Origin of the sequence: Phytoactinopolyspora endophytica, from assembly GCF_004138495.1 — a bacterium.
Lineage (GTDB): Bacteria > Actinomycetota > Actinomycetes > Jiangellales > Jiangellaceae > Phytoactinopolyspora > Phytoactinopolyspora endophytica.
In genome coordinates this window covers 16232-19411 of sequence record NZ_ML142852.1, presented here as the reverse complement: position 1 = coordinate 19411, position 3180 = coordinate 16232, and the positions used below count along the sequence as shown (strand labels likewise).

Sequence of the window (3180 nt, the reverse complement as noted above, 5' to 3'; positions counted from 1 at the left end):
GGAGCTGCGCCGGCCCGTGCCGCGGCCGCCGGCACCGTTGGCTCGCCGGGGGACGCTGTTCCACACCTGGCTCGAGACATTGTGGGGAGCGCCGAAGCTGGTCGACGTCGATGAGCTGCCGGGCTCGGCCGACGAGGGCGGCGTGCAGGATCTTGAGATCGCGACGCTGCAGGACGCCTTTCTGGCGTCGGAGTGGGCGGAGCGGAACCCGATCGAGGTTGAGGCGCCGTTCGAGTTGCTGGTCGCCGGTGTGCTGCTACGTGGCCGCGTCGATGCCGTCTTCAGCACCGACAGCGGCGGCATCGAGGTCGTGGACTGGAAGACGGGCAGTCCTCCGCGGGATTCCGCGGACTCCGCGGTCAAGACGGTCCAGCTCGCCGCGTACCGGCTCGCATTCGCTCGCCTCCGTGGTCTCCCATTGGAGCGGGTGGGCGCCGCATTCCATTACGTACGTGAGAACTTCACGTTGCGCCCGGCCGACCTGCTCGGCGAGTCGGAGCTGGAATCCCTGGTCACAGCCGTGCCGCAGTCATCAGATCTTGTATGACTGCGAGACACCTGTTGATCTTTCCGGCATTTGCCGGAACACTTACATCCCGTGACCATCGAGCTGACGCCCCTGCGCCGGATAGCCGCGTATGCGATTTGCTCTGATGACGACGACCGTGTCCTGCTCATCCGCGAGTCGATGAACTCCGGCACTCCTGGTGTGTGGACTCTTCCTGGTGGAAGCGTCACGCAAGGTGAGCATCCGGAGTCAGCTGTCGCCCGCGAGGCGAAGGATGAGACCGGAGTCCGGATGGAAGCGACCGGCATCGTCGACATCACCGCTGACACACGGGAGCTGCGTCACCGCGGCGTCACGTTGCACACCGACCGGATCATCTTCCGGGCCGAGCCCGTCGGCCCCGTCACCGGCCCCGGGGGTGACGGGGCGCCGGCGTCGCCCATGGTCGACGCCGTGGCCTGGGTGAGCAGGGACGAGGCGGCGACGCTCCAGCTGCGACCATTTGTCGCACAGGCGCTGAAGCTTCCGCTCTCCGCCGTGGACCTGCCGCCCGAGCAGATGCCGGAGTTACCCGGCTTCCACATCGTCGAGTCACCGGATGGACGGCCCACCGTGCAGCGGTTCGCCGCGTACGGACTGGTGCGGGATCCGGTCGGCCGGCTCCTGCTGACACAGGTCGCCGACGGATACCCAGGTGCTGGGAACTGGCACCTGCCCGGTGGCGGCACGGACTTCGGTGAGCAGCCGAGCCAAGCGCTGCTGCGTGAGCTGGAGGAGGAGACGGGCCAGGCCGGCCGGGTGCGCTCGCTTCTCGGGCTAGCCAATCACCACGATCCGGCGCAGATCGGGCCGGAGGGCTTCCCCATCGACTGGCATGGGGTCCGGCCGTACTACGACGTGTTCGTCGACGACCCGCAGCCGTTGACCATTGTCGACGTCGGAGGCTCGACCACGGCTGTCCGCTGGTTCACTCCGGATGAGGCGTCGTGGCTGCCGATCACCGCCGTCACAGCCGAGGCATTCGATGCGGCTGACCTGGGCAGCGAGGTTTTCCGCCGCTGACGTCCTCAGCTCGTGACTGTGGCGAGGGTGAGCTCGACCATGTCGGCGAAGCTGCGCTCACGGTCTTCAGCTGGCAGCGATTCTCCGGTGACGAGGTTGTCACTGACCGTGTTGACTGAGAGGGCTCGGGCGCCGAACTTGGCCGCCAAGGTGTAGAGCGCGGCGGTCTCCATCTCGATGGCGAGCACGCCGTACTGCGTCAGGCGATCGCGGAGTTCAGGACGGTCGTTGTAGAAGGCGTCGGTGCTGAAGATCTGGCCGACGTGGTGTGGGATGCCGGCAGCCTCGGCGCGCTCGACGTAGCCCCGCAGCAACGCGAAGTCGGCCGTGGGGGCGAAGTCGAGGCCTTCGAACCGCAGCTGGTTGAGTGACGAGTCGGTGCAGCCGCTCATCGCCACGACGACGTCGCGGACCGCGACCGTGTCCAGTAGCCCGCCGCACGAGCCGACCCGCACGACTGTCCGTGCGCCGTACTCGGCGAGCAGCTCGTGAACGTAGATCGACAGCGACGGTTGACCCATTCCAGTGCCCTGGACCGAGATCCGGCGGCCCTGATATGTGCCGGTGAAGCCGAGCATGTTGCGGATCTTCGAGTAGCAGACGGCGTCGTCAAGGTAGGTCGTCGCGATCCATTCCGCCCGGAGCGGGTCGCCGGGAAGTAGGACCGTGTCGGAGATCTCGCCGGGTGCGGCGCCAATGTGGATGCTCACGGTGCACGACGTTACAGGCGTGCGAGACGGCACGCGGAGGTGGCCAGGAGTCGAGCGGTCGGCTGTGAGACCGTCCGACTAATCAAATTTGATGAGTTGTCTCGATCGGCGTTGTGTGTGCCGACGGTTCTCCCTCTCCGGCACCCGGGCGCAGGGATCGGCGACCGATAGGCTCAGAGTGTGGATGACGCCTACACCCTGCCCGGTCCGCTAGCGCTGTCTCGATCTACGGTCGATCGTGCCGCTCATCTACGAGGTGACCCCGAGTGGCTGGCCAGGGTATGGGAGGACCCCTCGACCAAGGTTCTCATCGTCGGCGATGGCCGGGTGGCCGCCGAAGACGGCGCCTTGTGTTTCATCACGCCGGAGCAGGCGCCTGAGGGTGAGCGGTATCTGCTGGGTGTCGAAGAGGGCACGGTCTTCACGGCGGTTCATCTGGATGGGGTGTTCGACCACGCTCCGATCGTGAGGTCTTCGAACGGCCGTCCGGCCCAGCGGCCGAGCGGATCGGCGCGTCCGCCGGTCACCCACGCCGATGCCGCTGTGGGAGCAGCGGCGACCGGTGCCGAGAAAGCTCATCCTGGGCCCGGAGACGACGGCACGGGCGATACGGACGCCGGTGTCACGGGCATCACCGGCCTGAGCCTGCGCGACGTCGGCTCGGCTTTGAACGATCGGGACGCCGGCTTGGCCGTTCACGCGATCGCACTGGCGAACTGGCACGCGACTCATAGGCACTGCCCGCGATGCGGCACATCCACAGTGGTGGCGGAGGCCGGTCATGTCCGTCGGTGCCCGGCCGACAGATCCGAGCACTATCCCCGTACCGATCCGGCCGTCATCATGTTGGTCGTCGACGAGCACGAGCGCTGTCTGCTGGGGCATCAGCGGCGGTGGCCG

General features: G+C 67.2%; 4 protein-coding genes. 3 read left to right on the top strand and 1 reads right to left on the bottom strand.

Going from position 1 to position 3180, the window contains the following annotated elements; translation table 11 throughout:
* Together ELR45_RS37245 and ELR45_RS08470 are read left to right on the top strand one after the other, a co-directional pair.
* On the top strand, nucleotides 1-547 hold a 547-nt coding region (locus ELR45_RS37245; RefSeq protein ID WP_205856251.1), incomplete at its 5' end, for a PD-(D/E)XK nuclease family protein.
* Nucleotides 548-598: 51 nt separating this feature from the next.
* Nucleotides 599-1570 carry an NUDIX domain-containing protein gene (locus tag ELR45_RS08470; protein WP_129665148.1) on the top strand — a complete coding sequence of 324 codons (972 nt, stop codon included), beginning with the start codon at nucleotides 599-601 and terminating at the stop codon, nucleotides 1568-1570.
* A 5-nt stretch (nucleotides 1571-1575) separates the two neighbouring features.
* Here ELR45_RS08470 and deoD read toward each other — a convergent pair whose 3' ends face one another.
* Entirely contained in the window at nucleotides 1576-2280 is a 705-nt protein-coding gene (gene deoD, locus ELR45_RS08465) for a purine-nucleoside phosphorylase (RefSeq protein ID WP_129665146.1), read from the bottom strand.
* 180 nt (nucleotides 2281-2460) lie between these two features.
* Here deoD and ELR45_RS40585 point away from each other — a divergent pair.
* Nucleotides 2461-3180 (top strand): NAD(+) diphosphatase (locus tag ELR45_RS40585; RefSeq protein WP_276320659.1); only part of this gene is annotated, 720 nt, incomplete at its 3' end.